The sequence below is a fragment of the Hyphomicrobium sp. genome, assembly GCF_047600905.1.
GTDB lineage: Bacteria > Pseudomonadota > Alphaproteobacteria > Rhizobiales > Hyphomicrobiaceae > Hyphomicrobium_B.
Genome location: NZ_JASGKD010000001.1, coordinates 3,668,195 through 3,685,842, shown reverse-complemented (window position 1 = coordinate 3,685,842; position 17,648 = coordinate 3,668,195). Strand labels below are relative to the sequence as shown.

Below are 17,648 nucleotides of genomic sequence, written 5' to 3'. Positions count from 1 at the left end.
GTCGTAAAATTGTCGCGTCGCAACAATTGCGATACGTTATTTCATTATTCGTTCCAACTGACCGTAAGCTTTGCGCGTTCGGTTTACACAGCCCGCGAAAATATCGAGCGATGGGTCATAAACGCTTGTCGTAACCTTCATGATCCCTAGCGCCGAGTGAAAGAGGTTATCGTGGCTGACCGGCGCGCCCGCCCGGTTTGTCATGCACGATTGCTCGATGCCGCGATCTTCGCGCAGCGTCGGCGACAGCCACACCACCATCGGCACGTGGATTTGCGCTTCCGGTGCAAGCGCGTACGGCATGCCATGGAGATACATGCCGTTCTCGCCAAGGCTTTCCCCATGATCCGACACATAGAACATGCCGGCGTCGATGCCGCGGTCGGACGCTCGTGAAAGCACGCCGATCAGACGCGCGAGCACGTGGTCGGTATAGACGATCGTGTTGTCGTAGGCGTTGATGATCGACGCCAGATCGCAATGGCTGAACTGCGAATCCTTGCACACCGGCGTGAACGTTTCGAATTTTTGCGGATAGCGCTTCCAGTAAGCCGGACCATGGCTGCCCATCATATGCAGTACGATGACGGTATCGCGCTGCATCGTTTCGATCCGCCGGTCGATGCCGTCGATGAGAACATCGTCGAAGTTCTGCGTGCTCGGAAAGAACGTCGGAACTTCGTTTCCGGTCAGCGTCTCGGTCGTGACACGCGCACAGACGCCCTTGCACCCGGCCTGATTTTCACGCCAGACCACATCGACACCGGCGCGCTTGAAAATGTCGAGAAGGTTGAGGCGCGTCTCCGCCTTGGCGTTAGTGAACGCATCGCGATTGAATCCCGAGAACATGCACGGCACCGACTGCGCCGTGTCGGTCCCGCACGAATAAGCCTTCGGGTAGTTGATCAGGTCGGCAATCTTTGAAAGTTCTGGATTGGTCTGCCGTCCATATCCGTTCAACGCGAAATGATCGGCTCGAGCCGTCTCGCCGACGACAATGACGAACAGCGACTTGCGGATTCCGCTCGACGCGGCCCGATGCGCGTCCGCACCGTAAGACTGAACGACTTTGGTGCGCTGCCGGTCCAGGCGCCGTCCATAAGCCGTCAGCGCGGAAATGTAGTTGAGCGGCGTGAGAGTCATCTTCAGTTCGCGATGCTCGCGCCCGAGCGAAAGGATATCCCCAGAGAACGGAAATAATGACGCCGCGCCGACGACCAGCGCAGCCAATGCGTATTTGAATTTTATCAACGCATCGTTGAGCCAAGGCCGCTTCGTCCACGGCACAAGACAGAACCAGATCGCCGGCAGAAGCCCGAACAGCGCGACGTACCCGACAAGCCCGAGTGTTATGAGATCGCCCGTCTCCCGCGTATCGGTCTCAAAGATGTTCTGCATCATCTGCGCGTCGATGACGATGCCATACTCCCGCATAAAGTATGCCGAAGCGGCAGTGATCGGCAGCAGGATCAGAACGAGCGCGCGGAGAACGGGCTTGAGCGAAAATGCGAGCAGGACGAGATAGGCGACCGCCGTGAGCACGATCGCGCTGGCACCGACGAACGCCCATGCACCCAATTTTTCGGGTGCCACAAGATTCAGGAATTTGCCCCAGAACGGCTGGTTCAGAACCAGCACGATATAGACGGCAACAATAAGCGCCAGGATCTCAGGGCGCCGCGGCTTGAGCACTGTGGTTCCTGTTTCCAGTCATTTCGCTCGAAGTGGCCGTGGCCCCGGCGCCGTCGATGCAGATTATCAGTCTGCGTCCGGCATCAACATCACCCGGCCCTTGCCGTCAAGCTGCGGCTCGTCTGCGCGATGCCTCGAGCAGCCGCTCGAGTGTGACCTCGGTCGAACGGTCGAGCCGGCCGTCAACTCGGCGCGGCCGGAAATGCAATTGAAAAGCCTTGAGAACTTTTTCCGTATCGGCGTCGAGCCGGCCGTTCGCATCGACGTCATAGCCGTAGGCGGCCAAATTTTGTTGCGCGGCAAGAACTGCCGGACCTTCGGCACCAAGCCCGAGGCCGGGATCGTCGGCCCGGACAGGCAGCGGCCGCACCCAGAGCCCGAGCCCCTCCTTCGCCAACTGAAGCCAATTGAATTTTTCGCCGGGATCGATCTTGCGCCCGGGCGCGACATCCGAATGCGCCAGGATATTGTCCGGCGCGATATGATGCCGCCGAACGATATCCGTCGACAGCGCGATCACGGCCTTCATTTGCTTTGCCGGAAACTCGGGATATCCGAGCTGATGCCCCGGATTATGGATTTCGATGCCGATCGAGTGCGAGTTGATATCCGTTTCGCCGCGCCAGTACGAGGCACCCGCATGCCAGGCCCTTAAGTCCTCGCGCACAAGCTGCGTGATGCGTCCGCGCTCGTCGATGACGTAGTGGCACGAAACACCACTCTCCGGTCGGGCAAGCCAATCGATGGCTTTCTCCGCCGAGAGCATGCCTGTGTAATGCAGGACGAGAATCGACGCCTTTGCCCCTCCCCGCCGTGGCTCGTGGTTGCGAGCCGGATGAACGGCATTTACGAGCGGCGTATCCGGCTTGAACGTCACGGAGCAGATTCCAGCTCGCGCTCCACCCGCTGACCGCGCTCTTCCAGGATCTGTTCGTAAGCCGAAGTGATGGCCGCGAGCCGGCGCTCGGCGCCAGCCAAAAATTCCGGCGGCACGCCCTTCGAAACAAGCGCGTCAGGGTGATGCCCTTTCACGAGCTCGCGATACCTCGCCTTGATTTCTTTGTCGGAAGCCAACGGCGAAACGTGCAAAACTTCATAGGGACTGTCGGCGTCGACGACGAATCCGCGGCGCACGCACCGGAACTCACCCTTGCTCAAACCGAAAATCTCGGCGACATGCGCAAGATAGCGATCCTCGTCGGGATGCAGCACGCCATCGGCGCTCGCCACATGGAACAGGCATTCGAGCACCGAAATCTTGATCTCGGGCTGGTCTTTGAGGATCTGTGCGATCTGCGCGGCGTAAATTTCGTAGCCCGCAACGTCACGGCTGGCGAGTTCGTAAAGCTTCCGCACATGCGCGCATTCGCTTTCCGGTACTTGGAATTGCCGTTTGAAGGCCTCAGCCTCGATCGGTAGCGAAACACCGTCCGCCTTGCTCATCTTGGCCGCGAGCGCGACGACGGCGATCGTGAACGCAACCCGGGACTGCGCCGGAGTTTGCGCCCCTTCGAAGCCGAATGCTTCCTTGAGGTGGTCTACCGCAGAGCGCAGACCATCACCGTACGCCGAAACAGCGTTCTTCAAGAATTGCCAAGCCATGGCCGTCCGTGATTTAGCGCCTCGATCACGCCCATCCGCCGTCGGGCTATCTCACACCATAAACGAGCCCACGCCGGAAAACCCCTAAATTTCCCGCAACATCAGGAGAAAAACGAGAATTCCAGCTATGCAACCGAGGCAAGGCGTGGTGAGCGGTTCACGCCGTCGAACTGCCCTCGCTGCGCCGCGATTTCAGGAACGCCTCGAATGCGGCTGCATCTGCCGCTCGCCGCAAGCCATCGAGATAGTTACGAAATTCGTCGGCTTCCCGTTCAAGTTTGGTCAACGTCGCACGCCGGTAATCGTCGAAAGCCCTATTTCCCGACACCGGAACACCGGAAACTCTCTCCAGACGGCCGCGCCGTCTGCGGCGCACCGCTTTCACGACAATAGCCGCAGCGGCAAATGCGAAGATGAAACCAATGACGTGAAGCACAAAAAAGAACGGCCAGAAGATCAGGTGGTGAAGATGAAACATCGCCGTATCTCCGCTCGCGAGAACGAACAAAAAAAGTGGCTGGAACAGTCGATGCCGTCCAGCCAACCTTTCAAAACATCAAGTCGTGGCAGCCTGATCGGGTTCCGGCCGATCGCGCCGTTCCGACATGAACTGGTCGAACTCGGACTTGTCCTTCGCCTGCCGCAAGCGATCGAGAAATGCGCGGAATTCACGCTCTTCTTCTTCCAGCCGCTTCAGCGTCGCCTCGCGATAATCATCGAAAGCTTTGTTGCCGCTCGAATAGCCGCCGCGGTTGAAGCTTCCGAATTTCTCCTCCATGCGAGACCGTGCCCGATCGAAGCGTTCCGCCATGCGGGCTTCCCACCGTTCGCGTCCCCATCCGCCATGCCGTCCACAGTTCATGCGTCCACTCCAAAGCATATAGGCCAGGATGATGGCTCCGACCGGCCAGAACACGATGAAGCCAAGAACCATAGCGGCAAGCCATGCCGGCCGGCCGAATTCATCGAGCGTCTGCACCACCTGCGCCATTGTCACCCTCTCCTCGTTCAGGATGTAAATGTATTTTACATTCACATAAGTGGGCCGGCAAGAGGCGAGTTCAAGGCCCGCAGGGTAATTTTTGACTATCGGCAAGACGACCGCGCACGGTCGGCAGCTCCGAGTTACCTCCCGCCCCGCATGCGCTTGACGAGTTCCAGAGCGATTTCGTTCTTGAAAGCATAGGGATCGACGGAGACGCCGAGAATGGTTTGGCAGTGCGGACACGTATAGGTCGCGCCACTGAACGTTCCGCCGGCCATGTTCGTGATGTTGACCGGCTCCGCGCGCACGCTCGCGATCATGTTTTGACATTTCGGGCATTTGCCTGCCATCGCCGACTCCTGAATAGCCTTCAAAAATCGCATTCGAAAAATTGCGGCCGTCACCGGACGTACGCCTGCAAACCGCATCGGTTCCGCCGCCGAATATGTATGCGGAACATTCTCTAAAGCGGCAATCGCATCAAAGCATTCGGAGCGAGGGTTTTACCCGGCTTTCAACCGGCATTTGTCTTTCGGATGCCGAGCCCGTCGAGATAGATCAACACCGCCGCATCGAGCAGATCTTCCGGTGTCATCGGAATTGGGCGCCGCGCCTCGTCGCCGCGCGCGAACAGCGAGGCAATTCCGTGCGCCTCCGCCCAGATATGAAGCGCCATCATCATCACCGGCGGCCGTTTGCCCTCGGGCATCGTCGCGACCATTGCCGCGCAGGCATCTTTCAACACGTCGAACGCACGATCGCCCGCGACATGCAGATCCGGAAATGCCGAAAACGAGAGCCCCGATTCGAACATCGCCGAATATTGCGCGGGCTCTTGGCGAGCAAAATCGAGATAGGCCTTGCCGACACGTTCAAACGCCTTGAACGGATCGGGCGTCCCGCCAGCCCAAGCCTGTTTCAGCTTCGCCTCGAACGCCCCGAACGCGCGCAGCGCCACATCCGCCATCAACGCATCGCGGTCACGATAGTGCCGATAAGGTGCCGCCGGACTGACACCGGCCGCCCGCGCGGCTTCCGCGAACGTGAACCCGGCCGGGCCCTTCGCCGCGATCAGGTCGAGCGCCGCCTTCATCAGGGCTTCGCGCAAATTCCCATGATGATAGCCGCGCCGATGACCGCCCGGCGGATCGTGATCCCAAGTCATGGGCCGCTTCTAGCGGATTTGCGCGCGCTCTGCACGCCGCCTACTTGCAGATATGCATCAAGCCGTCGCGGCCGTGGTGCGCGAGGTCGAGATGGAAATGGTTGCTGTGGAGACTGTTGTAGTTCGGACCGAGCACGGTCGTGAAGTACTCGCATGATCCATCGTGCACGCCCCGCAGGAAGGCCTGCTCGGCTGGTGAACCGTTCCAGCCCCGTTGCACACTGATCGTCCGACCGTCCGCCAGCATGAAGCCGCCGATGTCGACGGCGTTGGCATAGGCGTGTTCCGAAATCATCGCCCCTTCGACGCTGTTCATTGGCCGGCAGGAATAGGACGCCAAAACCTTCAGGCCAGCCAGTTCCTGTCGAAAATGATAGCGCGCCGCCGGTTCCACGACCTGTTTCACCCACCGGTCGATCTGCGGAATCATCGGACAGCGCAGGGACGCGGCGGGCTCCAGGACCACGCGGCCGTTATCCGCGGCCGACATTTCGAACGGGTTTTCCGCCCCGCAGACGCTGGGGCCGCCCAGCGCCGAGCGCTCGCGCACGAATGCTGTCTGCCTGACCACGCCCGACGCCAAACACGCCCGCTCTTCCGGCGAACGCCATGGATCGTCTTTCACCTGGAAATTAGGCCCCATCGTACCGCAGCCCCAAAGCAGGCCCAGTCCCGAAATCATCAGGACGGCCGTGGGCACGAGAACTCGGATACGACGCAAAACCATGGATGGGAGTAAGCGGCGGTAACGTTAACGGCCGGTTAAGCAAATGCGAATACCGGCCCGAGCCCCCGATTCTACCGGCCTTTTCGGTCCGATTTGAGCCGCGGCCCAGGCGAAGCCAAGGCAAACTGCGGCGGCCCGGCGGCGATCGGCATATGTTGCCGTCAAGGCGCTCCAGCCCCATTCGTCAAAGTTATCCACAGGCAAATAAAAGCCGACACCTGACTGAAATCGCGGCGTCATTGAGGGCGGCTATCTGGCAAGCGCTCCCGGAGGTGCTAGCCGGACCGGAACTTGTATCTCGTACGAACCCGGATTTGCGCCGTCCCCCGCGTCTTCGATCGGACTCGTATTGCGTACCGGTCCGAAGACGCACCCATCCGGGATGCAATGCCTCCGCTCGAGGTCGTGAGACCTCGGTTGGGACATCTGCCCTGAGGACCCTGCGTCCGGACCCGCGATCCAATCCCCCGTGTCGGTCCGGCCCCTCGGTCCCCAGGGATACCCACTCAAATTTAGCCTTGCCCGGCTTCGAAAAAGGCCAGCGTTTCCGCCTTGAACGTGCGATCCCCGACCGCGCGGTTGTGATCCTTCCCCGGAATTGTAAATGCCCGCGCCCCCGGAATGAGCTTCGCCAACTCCTCCGCCGATCCGCCGATCACATCCTGATCGCCCACAGCCACCATCACCGGAACCGCGATCTCACCAATCATCTCTGCCGTTATCGGCGCCCGGGATGAGCGAATGCACGCCGCAAGCGCGCGGAGATCGCTTTTCGTCTGCTCAGCGAACGCGCGGAACGTTCGCGCCGTCGGGTTGGTGACTTCGTCGATACTCGGCGCCTCGAGCGCCCGCGCGATCGGCCCCGTCCCCGCCATGCCGCGCACCATGTTGATCCCCAAACCGCCGAACACCACTTTCGCGACCCGGTCCGGATGCGTGAGCGCCAGAAACGCCGATATCCGCGCACCCATCGAATATCCGATGACGTTTGCCTTCGCGATCCCGAGATGATCGAGCAGGCGCCGCGCATCCTCAGCCATCAGCGGTGCGCCGTAATCGATAAGCTCGTAGAGCTTCTGGCTTTGCCCATGTCCCCGGTTGTCGAAGGCGATGACGCGAAATCCGGCGCGCGTCAGAAACGTCACCCAGCCGGTGTTGACCCAGTTGGACTCGACATTCGACGCAAAGCCGTGAATCAGCAAAACGGGCGGCTTGCCGTCGCCTCCGCCGGTGTCGACAAAGGCGATATCGACGCCGTCGCTACTGAAATGATCCATGCCGCCGCACTCGATTGCCTGAAAGTTTTTATGTCCCCTACCATCCTCGTCGCCGCGAGGATATGGTGCGGCCGAATATCTCCCATTTCTCAAGGGTGGAGCATGGCCGGAGCAGCAATCCCGCACTTTGCCAACGATGTCGGCGCCGAGCGCATTTTCGTCGGCGTCAAAGAGTTCAACTGCATGGGCGCCCGTGCGCCTTTCGATCACCCGCACGTTTATCTCGACATGGGACAGGACAATCAGATCCTCTGCCCATATTGCTCGACCCTTTACATTTACGATCCTCGCCTCAAGGCGGACGAGAGCGATCCGAAAGACAGCCTCGTTGCGGACGCCGCTTGATCCCTGACGCCGATATCGCCTGATGGCTTCAACGCGCACGAGCGCCGTGATCGCAGGCGGTGGAATTGGCGGGCTTGCGACAGCCATCGCTCTTGCGCAGCGGGGTATCGACGTCCACGTCTGTGAGCGCCGCGCCGAATTTCCCGAAGAAGGCGCGGGAATCCAGATCGGCCCTAATGGCGCACGCATCCTTCAAGACCTCGGCGTAGCGAAATTTCTGAAAGACAAGGTCGCAACGCCCGATGCGCTCGTCGTCCACGACGGCACATCGGGACGCGAGTTAAAGCGGCTGCCGCTCGGCTCTTGGATCGCCGCTCGTCACGCGGCACCTTATTGGACCGCGCATCGCCGCGATCTGCATTGGGCATTGCGCACCCGCGCCCAAAGCGAGCCGCGCATTACTTTGACCACGGGCGTCGAGATCACATCGTTCAAGAACGAGCACGAAGGTATCACTGCAATTGCGTCGAATGGAGATAAGCTGAACGCATCAGTGCTCATCGCTGCTGACGGCCTATGGTCGACCTTGCGTCGCGAGATCAGCGGCAGCGCCGCGCGCCCGGAGCCGGTCGGCAAAACCGCATTCCGCTCCGTGACGGATGCCCGAACGTTGCCGCCCGAGCTCGAACGCAACGCCGTCCATATCTGGTTGTCGCCCGGCGCCCACGCCGTCCACTATCCCGTCAACGATGGAAAAGACATCGCCCTCGTCGTCATCACCGATAATTCCGCTTCGGCGGAAGGCTGGGATGCACCTGCTGTGGCTGAAACGGTCAAGGAAAAGGTCAAAACTTTCGCGCCTCATCTGCAAGCGCTGATCGAAGGCGCAACTGAATGGCGGCAATGGTCGCTTTTTACGCTGCCGTCTTTGCCGCGCTGGAGTTCCGGGCGCGCCGCCTTGCTCGGAGATGCCGCGCATCCGATGCTGCCGTTCCTTGCGCAAGGGGCGGTGATGGCGCTCGAAGATGCCGTCACACTCGGGGATCAAGTTGCAGCTTCCACGGACAATATGGAACTTGCCTTGCAACGCTACGAGCAAATCCGCCGCGCTCGCGTTGCCAAAGTCGCCGACGCGTCACTGCGTAACGGTCGCGTCTACCATCTTCGCGGCCCCGCCGCCGCCGCACGCAACGCCGTGATGAAATGGCGATCGCCGGAAAGCATCATGGCAGGCTTCGATTGGCTTTACGGTTGGAGGCTCCAATCATCCTGAGCCGCCTCATATCTTCGTTTAAGCAACGTGCCGATATCGTGACGCTCGGCGTCCAGGGCATCATTACCGACGATCGATCGCACGTGCTGCTGATCCGCCACGGCTATCGTCCCGGGTGGCATTTTCCCGGCGGCGGCGTCGAACACGGCGAAGAAGTCGAGGATGCGCTTGCGCGAGAGGTGCAGGAAGAAACCGGCGTCATCATCACCGCACCGCCGCGGCTCGTCGGCATTTACGCGCACTTCGACGATTACCCGGGCGACCATATCATCTTGTTTCTTATCGACCACTGGCGGCGCGATGTCGTGCCGGAGCCGAATGCCGAAATCGCCGAACATCGTTTCTTCGACCTCGACGACCTGCCGCGACAGCTCTCCCCCGGAACAGCGCGGCGACTGCGGGAAGTCTTCGCCGACGTGCAACGCTCGAGTGCGTGGTAAGTCCGGATTCGCCGCACTTTCGCGCCGACCGTTTCGACGCTAGAAGACCATCCACCATTCGCTCGGGGCACACCAAAGAAACCCATGGCCTATCTCAGCGGCATCATCACCAGTTTTCTAATTGCGTTTCCCGCCCTGTTCTCGATCGTAAATCCGTTTGGCGGCGCGCTGATTTATAGTCAGATCACGCTCGGACGGCCGCACGCCGAACGCGTCTCGCTGGCGTGGCGCGTCGCCACCTATTCCGCCATCGTCATGCTCGTCTCCCTGTTGATCGGCGCGACATTGATGAGTTTCTTCGGCGTCAGCATCGACGCCTTGCGCGTCGCTGGCGGCGCGGTCGTCGCCGTCTCCGGCTGGCGGATGCTCTACAATCCACAGGAAACCGAAGACCGCAAACAGGATCACGCATCCAACGAAGGGCGTTCGGCCTCCTGGAGCAGCGACATCGCCTTCTTCCCGCTGACGATGCCTTTCACGACAGGTCCGGGAACGATTTCAGTCGCGATTGCACTCAGCGCCAACCGCCCCGCGACGAACGAAGCGCTTCTGCCGTTCTTCGCCGGCGCCGGCGGTGCGGCGATCGCCATCGCGTTGACTGTCGGCGCTTGCTACGCTTATGCGGACCGCCTCGTCTCGTTGCTCGGTCCTGGACGCGCGCGCATCTTGACCCGACTCTCGGCGTTCCTGCTCTTGTGTATTGGCGTGCAGATTCTGATGACAGGCATCCAGGGTGCGCTTCTCGCCACCCTCACCAACGCTCACTGACACCCTAACTGGCCTGCCGGGCATCCTCGGCGACACGCTCCGCGGCTTCCTGCATTGACGCGCCCCTAAGCAACAGCCCGAACCAGGCGAACAGTTCGCGCGAGGTCGGATTGTCCGCCACCCGCCATTCCGGATGCCATTGAACGGCAAGCACACGCTCGCCCGACGCCGGACGTATGCCCTCGACGATGCCATCGGAACTCGTCGCCTCGACCACCAGCTTGTTGCTGAGATCCCGGACGCCCTGGAAGTGGGCCGAGTTCACCGTGATCGACGGCGCCCCCATCATCCGCTCCAGAACGCCGTTTGCGGAAAGATTGACGCGATGCTCGAGCGCGAACATGCCCTCAAGCGACAGCCCCGGAGGCGTATGATGAACTTGTTCGCGGCCGGCCTCGCCCAGGTCGGGTCTGAGCGTTGATCCGTAGGCGACCGCAATCTCCTGGAAGCCCCGGCAGATTCCAGAGAATCGGGCGGTCATGCTCCGCCGCCTCCGCGATGAGCTGAAACGCCATGCCGTCACGCCCCGGATCGAACGGACCGTTGCCGGCATCCGCATTGCCATAAAGATTAGGAGCCACGTTTGAGGGACTGCCCGTCAGCAGAATGCCGTCCAGCCGGCTAAGGATGGAACCCGCATCCATGATATCGGGCATCGATGGCACCAACACGAAATCCGCATCAACGAACGGCGCTGCCCGCAAGTAGCGTTCGGCGACCCCTTGGACCGGATCGTCCGGGTTGCGCTGACAGCAAATGACACCGACAAGTGGCCGTTTCGACATGATGACTGATCCTGGACGGATAATAGAAAGATCCCGCCCATATGGCATTGCAAAATCCGCGAGGCAATGCACTACACGCATTCAACCAATTCGCGCGCCCCCGTTCCATATCACCCAGCTCACCCATATGGTGACGCCGAAATTCGACGATCAATCAGGAGCGCGACGTGGCAGGCGGTTCAACTTTCGTTTGGGATGATGCCCTTCTTCTTGAAGACCAGCTGTCGGAAGACGAAAAGCTGATCCGCGATACGGCCCGCGACTTCGCGCAAGAGAAACTCCAGCCGCACGTCATCGAAGCCTACGCGCAGGAAAAAACCGACCCGGGCATCTTCCGTGAGATGGGCGCGCTAGGCCTGCTCGGACCAACTCTTCCCGTCGACTACGGCGGCTCGGCTTCTAACTATGTTTCCTACGGCCTAATTGCCCGCGAGATCGAGCGCGTCGATTCCGGCTATCGCTCGATGATGAGCGTGCAGTCTTCCCTGGTGATGTATCCGATATATGCCTATGGCAGCGACGCCCAGCGGCTAAAATATCTGCCCAAGCTGGCAAGCGGCGAGCTGATCGGTTGCTTCGGCCTGACCGAGCCCGACGCCGGCTCCGATCCAGGCGGCATGCGCACCAAAGCCGAAAAGATCGACGGCGGCTACCGCATCAGCGGCTCCAAGATGTGGATCACGAATGCCCCGATCGCGGATGTCTTCGTCGTCTGGGCGAAATCATCGGCCCATGGCGGCAAGATCCGCGGCTTCATCCTGGAAAAAGCAATGAAAGGCCTGTCGGCCCCAAAGATCGCCGGCAAACTCTCTCTTCGAGCCTCCGTCACCGGCGAGATCGTGATGGATGGCGTCGAAGTATCCGAGGATGCACTATTGCCGAATGCGGAGGGCCTCGGCGGTCCGTTCGGATGCCTCAATCGCGCGCGCTACGGGATCGCCTGGGGAGTCCTCGGTGCCGCCGAGTTCTGTTTTCACGCAGCGCGCCAATACACACTCGACCGCAAGCAATTCAATCGGCCGCTGGCGGCGACACAGCTCGTCCAGAAAAAGCTCGCCGATATGGAAACCGAAATCACGCTTGGACTTCAGGCCGCGCTTCGCGTCGGCCGCCTGCTCGATGACGGCAAGGTCGCGCCCGAGATGATCTCGCTCATCAAGCGCAACAACTGCGGTAAGGCCCTCGATATCGCCCGCACCGCCCGCGACATGCACGGCGGCAACGGCATTTCGGAAGAATTCCAGGTGATGCGCCATATGGTGAACCTCGAAACGGTCAACACCTACGAAGGCACGCACGACATTCATGCGCTGATCCTCGGCCGCGCCATCACCGGACTGCAGGCCTTCGCATGACAGCATCCGACGCAACGAAACCGCTCGCGGGTCTGCGCGTGCTGGAACTCGCCCGAGTGCTCGCCGGACCATGGGCCGGACAGACGCTCGCCGATCTCGGCGCCTCCGTCATCAAAGTCGAACGTCCCGATGGTGGCGACGATACGCGCGCGTGGGGTCCGCCATTTATTGCCGACGATGATGGCCCAGGCTCAGCCGCATATTTCCACTCGACCAATCGCGGCAAGAAATCCGTCGCCATCGACTATGACAGCGCAGAAGGCCGGGAAGCCGCGCGGACGCTCGCATCACAAGCCGACATCATCATCGAAAATTTCAAAGTCGGCGGCCTCGTCAAATACGGCCTCGACTATCCCGCGATCAAACCCGTGAACCCCGCCGTTATCTATTGCTCGATCACGGGCTTCGGCCAGTCAGGGCCTTACGCACCGCGTGCCGGCTACGACTTCATCGTCCAGGGCATGGGCGGCATCATGGACCTGACCGGTGCGCCGGAGGGCGAGCCTCAGAAGATCGGTGTGGCATTCGCCGATATTTTCACCGGCGTCTACGCCACCGTCGCCATCCTCGCAGCCCTCAATCGCCGAAACGCGACCGGCGAAGGCGCACATATCGATATGGCGCTGCTCGATACTCAGGTTTCCGTACTCGCCAATCAGGCGATGAACTATCTTGCTTCAGGCAAGCCGCCGCGCCGGCTCGGAAACGCCCACCCGAATATCGTACCCTATCAAGTGTTCGAAGCGTCCGACGGCCCGATCATCATCGCGGCCGGAAACGACGGCCAGTTCGCGCGCGTCTGCGATCTTCTAGGTCTTCAACGCCTAGCCACCGACGAACGCTTCAAGACCAATGCACAACGCGTTTCCAATCGCGCACAGCTCATTCCGATCCTCGAAGCGGAAACGCTGAAGCATTCCTCGCAACATTTGCTGGCAGCCCTCGAAGCCGCAGGCGTGCCGGCAGGTCCGGTCAATCGCCTCGATCAGGTTTTTGCCGATCCGCAGGTGCGCGCCCGCCAAATGCGCCAGGATCTGCCGAGAAATGCTCAGGCGCCCGTTCCGACGGTTCGCGGACCCATCGTCCTCAACGGAGAACCTTGCATCGCGTCGACGCCGAGCCCGAAGCTTGGCGAGCACACCACCGGAATCCTAACCCGCGTCGCGAACAAGTCGGACCCCTGGTCCGATGTCTAGCAAGCCGCTGCGAACCACCATGCCCTAAAGTGCAGCGGAGCGGCTGGCTCGATCCTCTTCGACGTCGGTCCGCGGATTTGTCAGATAGGCATAGCTTTCGGCGGGAAGCGGCTTGCCGAAAAGATAGCCCTGGATCTCGTCGCAACCGATGAGACGCAGCATCGCCAGCTGTTCGTGCGATTCAACGCCTTCGGCAACCACCCGCAGGCCCATTGCGCGCCCAAGCCCAATCACGGAATTGACGATCGCCGCTGCATCCGAATTGTTGACCATGTCGGACACGAAGCTTCGGTCGACCTTGATCCGATCGAACGGAAAGGCCCTCAGCGTGCTGAGCGATGAATAACCGGTGCCGAAATCGTCCATCGCCACGCTGACGCCGAGCCGCTTCAGCCGGCGCAGGATCGATGATGCGCCAGAGAGATCTTGAATGAACAGGCTCTCGGTAACTTCGATTTCGAGACGCTCAGGCTCTAAACCGGTTTCAGCGAGGACGCCGGCAACGAGTTTTTCAAAATCGCTTCGCACGATTTGCGCGGCGGAGACGTTGACCGCCACTCTGACTTTTTCATCCCATTGCGCCGCCTTTTCGCAAGCCCGCCGGAGGATGAAATTTCCGATCGCGTGAATGGCGCCGTTCGCTTCTGCCACCGGGATGAATTGCGCCGGCGAGACAAGACCATGCTCTGGATGGTTCCAACGCAGCAGCGCTTCGAACGCGCGGACGGCTCCGGACTTCGCATCGACCTGCGGCTGGAAAACGACCGACAGCTCTCCTCGTTCGACCGCAAGCCCGACGTCGCGTTCCAATGATCGCCGTCGCCGTTGCTCAAGCTCCATCTGCCGCTCGAACATCGCATAGCCGCGGCCATTGCGCTTCGCCCGGCGCAATGCCGTCTCGGCGTGCTCGAGAAGTTCGTCGTGCGCCTTGCCGTCCTCCGGGAAATTCGCCACCCCAACTCTTACATCGAGCATGACGTCTTCGCCCCGCTCGAGGTTGTAGCGTCCGTGAATCCCTGAGACAATCTCTCGCGCCAATTGTTCGGAATCGACCTCGTCGATCACCGCCGTCTTGACGACGAGAAATTCGTCGCCGCCCATCCGCACGATCAGATCGCTATCGGCGGCCAGGGTCCGCAGAAGCTGCGCGACCTTGATCAGCGCCTTGTCTCCGACCTCTCGGCCGTGAAGATCGTTGATAGCTCGAAACTCGGCGAGATTGACGTGATAGAGAGAGACGCCGCGGTGCATGTCCGAAGCGCGTTGAAGGATAATGCCGAGGCGGTCCTTGAGCGTGACCCGATTTCCGAGCCCCGTCAGCGGATCGAAAAACGCTAGATTATTAAGGCGTGTGCGGGCTTCCGAGTTTTCGATCGCAATCGCGCAAAACTTCACGCACTCTCCCGCGATGAGACGCTCCAAGGGAGACGCCCCGCGCGTGGTGCGGAAATAAAGCGCGAAAGCTCCGAGCATTCGTCCATCGAGCGACTGGATCGGATAAGACCAACAGGCCTTGAGACCGAACGGAAGCGCCAGCGACTTGTATGGTGCCCACAGCGGATCGGTATTGATGTCGCGAACCTCGATCGCGCGCCGCAAGAAAATAGCTGTGCCGCACGAACCCACATCGGCCCCTATGCGGATTCCGTTTACTTCTTTTGCGTAGACCTCGGGCAGGGAAGGCCCGGCGATAAATGTCAGCCGCTCGTCGTCGTCGACCCCGGTGATGGAACACACGACATCGGGCGCGATTTCCTCGACGCCTAGACAAAATGTTGCCAGAACATTGGCAAGGGAATCGCCCAGCGCTATTCCAACAAGAAGTTCCTGCTGGAGAGTCTGCAGATTCTCCCGGATGCCTTTCGGGTCAGAAATGGCCTCTGCGCCGTTCATGAGCAGCCAACAGTCGATGGTTCGCGTTCACACGTTCGCAAATCCCATCCGGAAATTGCAGCAAAGGAGCCGAACCAACACGCCCCGATCGCGGCTGAAGAATAGCGGCGCGATAGTGACCGATTGGATAACATTTCTAACGAACATGACCGCCGGATGAACGAAATTGCGCCTTTGCCCCCCCGAAGTGCCGCACTCCGAAACAGGGCTTAGCCGGGAATTAACGCTGTTATCGGGTTTGCCAGTCTAAGCACGATAAAAGCCGGATTCACCGAGTGCGCCTTGGTCGCCCCGACACTTGCGGCCGTTCGTCTCCGGCAGCGCCCAGTCCCACCACAGCCCTTGCAATGAGCCATTGGCCGCTGGAAACGATTGCAAATGTGTAAGTCGACAAAGCACTGTTGACGTGGCTTTGTCGCCCCTAGCCGCAATATCGCCAAACTAACTCCCTGCCTCGACCCCAAGCTTGCCATCGAAAGGCGGCCAACAAGACCAATTCCGCATGACGAATGGGCTCGGAAGCGCCAAAGGCCCAGCTCATCCATCGAAGTTGAAATAACAGCCTGCGGACCGATATAAGCCCTCCAACACGCATACCCATTCCCAATCATTGGTCTCTGGAAATCATGGCTTTATTGATCGACCGTCGACACGTTCTGGCCGGCGCGCTCACGACCACCGTGTCGGGATGGTCCACGTCGGCGAAAAGCGACGCCGCGATCGGAGCGGTAAACCTTGGTCCACCGCAGCCGTTTTCGTTCGATGCCCTGAAGCAGCAGGCCAAGACGCTCTCTCAATCTCCCTACACGCCGCCGCCGCAACCCGACGCCAACGATCCCCTACGCGGCATGACGTTCGATACCTTCGCGCAAGCCGTCTACAAGCCTGAGATGGAACTGTGGCACGGCATCCCCGGCGCCCAGACTGTCCGCCTCTTTCCGCAGGGCCGCTTCTATGCGGAGCCCGTTCGCATCTACGTTCTCGAGAACGGCGTGGCGCGCGAAGTCATCTACAGTCCCGACTACTTCAACATGCCAGCCAACCACCCGCTGCGCACTTTGAGAAACGCCGGCTTCGCTGGCTTTCGCTTGATGAGCCGCGGCGGCGTCAGCGATTGGCTCGCTTACCTCGGCGCATCGTATTTCCGGGCCTCCGACCCCAGGGATCAGTATGGTGGCTCGGCGCGCGGGCTGGCGCTCAACACCGGCAAGCCCGAAGAATTTCCGCGCTTTTCCAGCTTCTGGCTCGAGCCGAACGGCAACGGCATGAACATCTATGCGCTGCTCGAAAGCCAAAGCGTTACCGGCGCCTATCGTATGGACAGCCGGCGCATCGAAGGCGGCCAGGGCGGCGCTCTGCAGGACATCGAATGCGAGCTTTATTTCCGCGCCGCCGTCGACCTTCTTGGCATCGCCCCGCTGACAGGCATGTTCTGGTACGGCGAGAATTCCGGCCGTTTCCGCGGTGACTGGCGCCCCGAAGTCCACGACTGCGACGGCCTGTCGATGTGGACAGGCCGCGGCGAGCGCATCTGGCGTCCGCTTTCCAATCCGCCTCGCATCGTGACCAATAGCTTTGTCGACGAGAATCCGAAGGGCTTCGGCCTGATCCAGCGCGACCGCAATTTCGAAAATTATCAGGACGACAGCCTGTTCTACGACCGGCGGCCCAGCATGTGGGTTGAGCCCATGGCCAATTGGGGAAAGGGCGCCGTCAATCTTGTCCAGCTGCCCACGACCAACGAAACCGAAGACAATATGGTCGCGTTCTGGACGCCGGCCGAGCCTGTGGTCGCCGGCTCGGTGATCAATGCCCGCTATCGCCTGTTCTGGGGCATCGATTCGCCGCCCGCGGGAGACGTCGCCCGGATCGTCGCGACGCGGATTGGCATCGGCGGCCTCGGTGGCCGCGATCTTGACCTCCGCCATGTGAAGCCGGACTGGAAGAAATTCATGATCGACGTCGAGGGCAAGGTTCTTGACGATGAAACGCGTTACGGCGGCACCAAAACCGTCGTCACCACCAGCAACGGCACTTTGAGCGGCATTGAAGCGTTCCCGGTCGTCGGCACCAACCGTTGGCGCATGATGTTCGACCTCGGCGATCTCAACGGCCAGCCCGCCGATCTCCGCGCTTATCTCGCCAAAGGCGATCAGGCCCTGAGCGAGACTTGGATCTATCAGGTCTTCCCCTGACGTGGCGCAG

18 protein-coding genes and 1 pseudogene are annotated in these 17,648 nt (G+C 60.6%); 7 read left to right on the top strand and 12 right to left on the bottom strand.

Annotated features, from left to right (window positions below; genetic code table 11):
• Positions 1–36: 36 nt before the first annotated feature.
• The 9 genes from QM780_RS17650 to QM780_RS17610 all read right to left on the bottom strand — a co-directional run bounded on the left by QM780_RS17650 (position 37) and on the right by QM780_RS17610 (position 7,448).
• Entirely contained in the window at positions 37–1,692 is a 1,656-nt protein-coding gene (locus QM780_RS17650) for a phosphoethanolamine transferase (protein WP_415071741.1), read from the bottom strand.
• Between the two features lie 106 nt (positions 1,693–1,798).
• Positions 1,799–2,569, bottom strand: a complete 771-nt coding sequence (locus QM780_RS17645) for an N-acetylmuramoyl-L-alanine amidase (RefSeq protein ID WP_415071740.1) — start codon at positions 2,567–2,569, stop codon at positions 1,799–1,801.
• Positions 2,566–3,294, bottom strand: a complete 729-nt coding sequence (locus QM780_RS17640; protein WP_415071739.1) for a TerB family tellurite resistance protein — start codon at positions 3,292–3,294, stop codon at positions 2,566–2,568. Before QM780_RS17640 ends, QM780_RS17645 begins: the two co-directional genes overlap by 4 nt.
• Before the next feature lie 157 nt (positions 3,295–3,451).
• Positions 3,452–3,772: a DUF2852 domain-containing protein gene (locus QM780_RS17635; RefSeq protein ID WP_415071738.1), complete on the bottom strand. Its 321-nt coding sequence runs from the start codon at positions 3,770–3,772 to the stop codon at positions 3,452–3,454.
• Positions 3,773–3,850: 78 nt separating this feature from the next.
• Entirely contained in the window at positions 3,851–4,285 is a 435-nt protein-coding gene (locus QM780_RS17630) for a DUF2852 domain-containing protein (protein ID WP_415071737.1), read from the bottom strand.
• 134 nt (positions 4,286–4,419) lie between these two features.
• Positions 4,420–4,629, bottom strand: a complete 210-nt coding sequence (locus QM780_RS17625) for a hypothetical protein (protein WP_415071735.1) — start codon at positions 4,627–4,629, stop codon at positions 4,420–4,422.
• Between the two features lie 164 nt (positions 4,630–4,793).
• A complete protein-coding gene (locus QM780_RS17620) occupies positions 4,794–5,444 on the bottom strand; it encodes a TetR/AcrR family transcriptional regulator (protein ID WP_415071734.1) in 651 nt (216 codons plus the stop codon).
• Between the two features lie 40 nt (positions 5,445–5,484).
• The gene (locus tag QM780_RS17615; protein WP_415071733.1) at positions 5,485–6,069 is read right to left on the bottom strand and encodes an extensin family protein; all 585 of its coding nucleotides are present in this window, start codon (positions 6,067–6,069) and stop codon (positions 5,485–5,487) included.
• A gap of 614 nt (positions 6,070–6,683) precedes the next feature.
• Positions 6,684–7,448, bottom strand: coding sequence for an alpha/beta fold hydrolase (locus tag QM780_RS17610; protein WP_415071732.1), 765 nt, complete (start codon positions 7,446–7,448; stop codon positions 6,684–6,686).
• 102 nt (positions 7,449–7,550) lie between these two features.
• On the opposite strand from QM780_RS17610, the gene QM780_RS17605 reads away from it, so the two are divergent.
• From QM780_RS17605 to QM780_RS17590, 4 genes are all read left to right on the top strand, one after another.
• Entirely contained in the window at positions 7,551–7,793 is a 243-nt protein-coding gene (locus QM780_RS17605; RefSeq protein WP_415071731.1) for a zinc-finger domain-containing protein, read from the top strand.
• A gap of 22 nt (positions 7,794–7,815) precedes the next feature.
• Positions 7,816–9,006, top strand: a complete 1,191-nt coding sequence (locus QM780_RS17600; protein ID WP_415071730.1) for an FAD-dependent monooxygenase — start codon at positions 7,816–7,818, stop codon at positions 9,004–9,006.
• 38 nt (positions 9,007–9,044) lie between these two features.
• Positions 9,045–9,446, top strand: a complete 402-nt coding sequence (locus QM780_RS17595) for an NUDIX domain-containing protein (protein WP_415071729.1) — start codon at positions 9,045–9,047, stop codon at positions 9,444–9,446.
• An 84-nt stretch (positions 9,447–9,530) separates the two neighbouring features.
• Complete coding sequence (locus tag QM780_RS17590) at positions 9,531–10,214, top strand: MarC family protein (protein ID WP_415071728.1); 684 nt, start codon at positions 9,531–9,533, stop codon at positions 10,212–10,214.
• 4 nt (positions 10,215–10,218) lie between these two features.
• Here the strand turns inward: QM780_RS17590 and QM780_RS17585 are convergent, their stop codons facing one another.
• Both QM780_RS17585 and QM780_RS17580 read right to left on the bottom strand, forming a co-directional pair.
• Positions 10,219–10,695, bottom strand: a complete 477-nt coding sequence (locus QM780_RS17585; protein WP_415071727.1) for a gamma-glutamyl-gamma-aminobutyrate hydrolase family protein — start codon at positions 10,693–10,695, stop codon at positions 10,219–10,221.
• Between the two features lie 43 nt (positions 10,696–10,738).
• A pseudogene (locus QM780_RS17580) lies at positions 10,739–10,999 on the bottom strand (gamma-glutamyl-gamma-aminobutyrate hydrolase family protein); the annotation flags it as partial.
• Positions 11,000–11,166: 167 nt separating this feature from the next.
• On the opposite strand from QM780_RS17580, the gene QM780_RS17575 reads away from it, so the two are divergent.
• Positions 11,167–12,354 carry an acyl-CoA dehydrogenase gene (locus QM780_RS17575; protein WP_415071726.1) on the top strand — a complete coding sequence of 396 codons (1,188 nt, stop codon included), beginning with the start codon at positions 11,167–11,169 and terminating at the stop codon, positions 12,352–12,354.
• Positions 12,351–13,550, top strand: a complete 1,200-nt coding sequence (locus tag QM780_RS17570) for a CaiB/BaiF CoA transferase family protein (RefSeq protein WP_415071725.1) — start codon at positions 12,351–12,353, stop codon at positions 13,548–13,550. Before QM780_RS17575 ends, QM780_RS17570 begins: the two co-directional genes overlap by 4 nt.
• 24 nt (positions 13,551–13,574) lie before the next feature.
• On the opposite strand, the gene QM780_RS17565 is transcribed toward QM780_RS17570, so the two are convergent.
• Entirely contained in the window at positions 13,575–15,443 is a 1,869-nt protein-coding gene (locus QM780_RS17565) for a putative bifunctional diguanylate cyclase/phosphodiesterase (protein WP_415071724.1), read from the bottom strand.
• A 626-nt stretch (positions 15,444–16,069) separates the two neighbouring features.
• Here QM780_RS17565 and QM780_RS17560 point away from each other — a divergent pair.
• Positions 16,070–17,638, top strand: a complete 1,569-nt coding sequence (locus tag QM780_RS17560; protein WP_415071723.1) for a glucan biosynthesis protein — start codon at positions 16,070–16,072, stop codon at positions 17,636–17,638.
• Positions 17,639–17,648 lie beyond the last annotated feature (10 nt).

Bases quoted from the DNA above. Each gene is read 5' to 3' on its own strand.
- QM780_RS17570 (WP_415071725.1), top strand. From the start codon at position 12,351: ATGACAGCATCCGACGCAACGAAACCGCTCGCGGGTCTGCGCGTGCTG.
- QM780_RS17585 (WP_415071727.1), bottom strand. From the start codon at position 10,695: ATGACCGCCCGATTCTCTGGAATCTGCCGGGGCTTCCAGGAGATTGCG.
- QM780_RS17590 (WP_415071728.1), top strand. From the start codon at position 9,531: ATGGCCTATCTCAGCGGCATCATCACCAGTTTTCTAATTGCGTTTCCC.
- QM780_RS17635 (WP_415071738.1), bottom strand. From the start codon at position 3,772: ATGTTTCATCTTCACCACCTGATCTTCTGGCCGTTCTTTTTTGTGCTT.
- QM780_RS17560 (WP_415071723.1), top strand. From the start codon at position 16,070: ATGGCTTTATTGATCGACCGTCGACACGTTCTGGCCGGCGCGCTCACG.
- QM780_RS17605 (WP_415071731.1), top strand. From the start codon at position 7,551: ATGGCCGGAGCAGCAATCCCGCACTTTGCCAACGATGTCGGCGCCGAG.
- QM780_RS17630 (WP_415071737.1), bottom strand. From the start codon at position 4,285: ATGGCGCAGGTGGTGCAGACGCTCGATGAATTCGGCCGGCCGGCATGG.
- QM780_RS17640 (WP_415071739.1), bottom strand. From the start codon at position 3,294: ATGGCTTGGCAATTCTTGAAGAACGCTGTTTCGGCGTACGGTGATGGT.
- QM780_RS17610 (WP_415071732.1), bottom strand. From the start codon at position 7,448: ATGGATCATTTCAGTAGCGACGGCGTCGATATCGCCTTTGTCGACACC.
- QM780_RS17620 (WP_415071734.1), bottom strand. From the start codon at position 5,444: ATGACTTGGGATCACGATCCGCCGGGCGGTCATCGGCGCGGCTATCAT.
- QM780_RS17565 (WP_415071724.1), bottom strand. From the start codon at position 15,443: ATGAACGGCGCAGAGGCCATTTCTGACCCGAAAGGCATCCGGGAGAAT.
- QM780_RS17625 (WP_415071735.1), bottom strand. From the start codon at position 4,629: ATGGCAGGCAAATGCCCGAAATGTCAAAACATGATCGCGAGCGTGCGC.
- QM780_RS17600 (WP_415071730.1), top strand. From the start codon at position 7,816: ATGGCTTCAACGCGCACGAGCGCCGTGATCGCAGGCGGTGGAATTGGC.